3 protein-coding genes and 1 pseudogene are annotated in these 1,473 nt (G+C 47.1%); 3 read left to right on the forward strand and 1 reads right to left on the reverse strand.

The annotated features are described in order from the left end of the window. A pseudogene (locus BGK49_RS14490) lies at window positions 1-300 on the forward strand (IS1-like element IS1X2 family transposase); the annotation flags it as partial. 65 nt (window positions 301-365) lie between these two features. Here BGK49_RS14490 and queE read toward each other — a convergent pair. Continuing rightward, complete coding sequence (queE, locus tag BGK49_RS14495; RefSeq protein WP_001199969.1) at window positions 366-1,037, reverse strand: 7-carboxy-7-deazaguanine synthase QueE; 672 nt, start codon at window positions 1,035-1,037, stop codon at window positions 366-368. Window positions 1,038-1,175: 138 nt separating this feature from the next. Here queE and BGK49_RS29535 point away from each other — a divergent pair, with 138 nt between their 5' ends. Further along, entirely contained in the window at window positions 1,176-1,298 is a 123-nt protein-coding gene (locus BGK49_RS29535; protein ID WP_001288225.1) for a hypothetical protein, read from the forward strand. Window positions 1,299-1,326: 28 nt separating this feature from the next. Next, on the forward strand, window positions 1,327-1,473 hold a 147-nt coding region (locus tag BGK49_RS27305; protein WP_001393286.1), incomplete at its 3' end, for an IS1 family transposase.

Genomic DNA, 1,473 nt, shown 5'->3' on the forward strand with positions numbered 1-1,473 from the left:
ACGGTTGTGGCGCACGTCTTCGGTGAACGCACTCTGGCCACACTGGAGCGTCTTCTGAGCCTGCTGTCGGCCTTTGAGGTCGTGGTATGGATGACGGATGGCTGGCCGCTGTATGAATCACGCCTGAAGGGAAAGCTGCACGTTATCAGCAAGCGTTACACTCAGCGCATTGAGCGACATAATCTGAATCTGAGACAACATCTGGCAAGGCTGGGACGGAAGTCACTGTCGTTCTCAAAATCGGTGGAGCTGCATGACAAGGTCATCGGGCATTATCTGAACATAAAACACTATCAGTAAGTTGGAGTCATTACCGTAGAAGTCTTTACAGGTTCCACCCATTTATAACGCTTATAAATGTTTAATCAGGCAATATTTAGATATTTATGTGTTTGCATCGACAAATGCCAATTACGCGCAATGCAGGTTTCAATGCACAAACGTGTGGCATCATCCTTTTGGCTAATCGGCTGCAGTGCAATGACTCGCGGTTTATCATCGGTCAGCGTTGCCAATAGTTCATCCAGTGCTTCAATATCGCGTACGCGCCCCACTGGATGCTTGATTTCGTTGGCTCGCTCCAGTGCCTGTGACAACACGTCATAGCCGCCGCGCATGTTCAGCTTTGGCGATACGGTAACCCAGGTATTCGGTGTGCAGCGTACTTCATGAGTTCCACTGGTTTCGATCTGGCAGCTAAAACCGTTCTTTTCGAGCAGGTCAGTCAGTGGCAGCAAATCATGAATGCAAGGCTCACCACCCGTAATCACCACATGCCGCGCGGTATATCCCTGCCGACCAATGACAGCCAGCAAATCTTCACTGCTCGCCGCCCCCCACTTATCACTCTCTTTGGTCTTCGCCAGAATGCTGAAAAGGGAGACTTCCCGATCCTCAAGCTTTTCCCAGGTGTGTTTGGTGTCGCACCAGGCACAGCCAACCGGGCATCCCTGTAAACGAATAAAAATGGCGGGGACGCCGGTAAAGTAACCCTCACCTTGCAGGGTCTGGAACATCTCGTTAATCGGGTACTGCATAGCATTCTCTGTGAAGTGGATAATTGTTAATTATTGCAGATCCTGCCGCAACAATCATGTCTTATTAACATTCTGTTACATGCAGATTTAAAGAAAAATGCGAAACATATCGTTAATAATTAAAGGGAGTAACGTATTATGTCAGAAGAAAATAAAGAAAATGGATTTAATCATGTCAAAACATTCACCAAAATTATATTTATTTTTTCTGTATTAGTTTTTAATGATAACGAGGGTGATGCTGCCAACTTACTGATTTAGTGTATGATGGTGTTTTTGAGGTGCTCCAGTGGCTTCTGTTTCTATCAGCTGTCCCTCCTGTTCAGCTACTGACGGGGTGGTGCGTAACGGCAAAAGCACTGCCGGACATCAGCGCTATCTCTGCTCTCACTGCCGTAAAACATGGCAACTGCAGTTCACTTACACCGCTTCTCAA

The sequence above is a fragment of the Shigella sp. FC1544 genome (assembly GCF_001722145.1).
Lineage (GTDB): Bacteria > Pseudomonadota > Gammaproteobacteria > Enterobacterales > Enterobacteriaceae > Escherichia > Escherichia coli.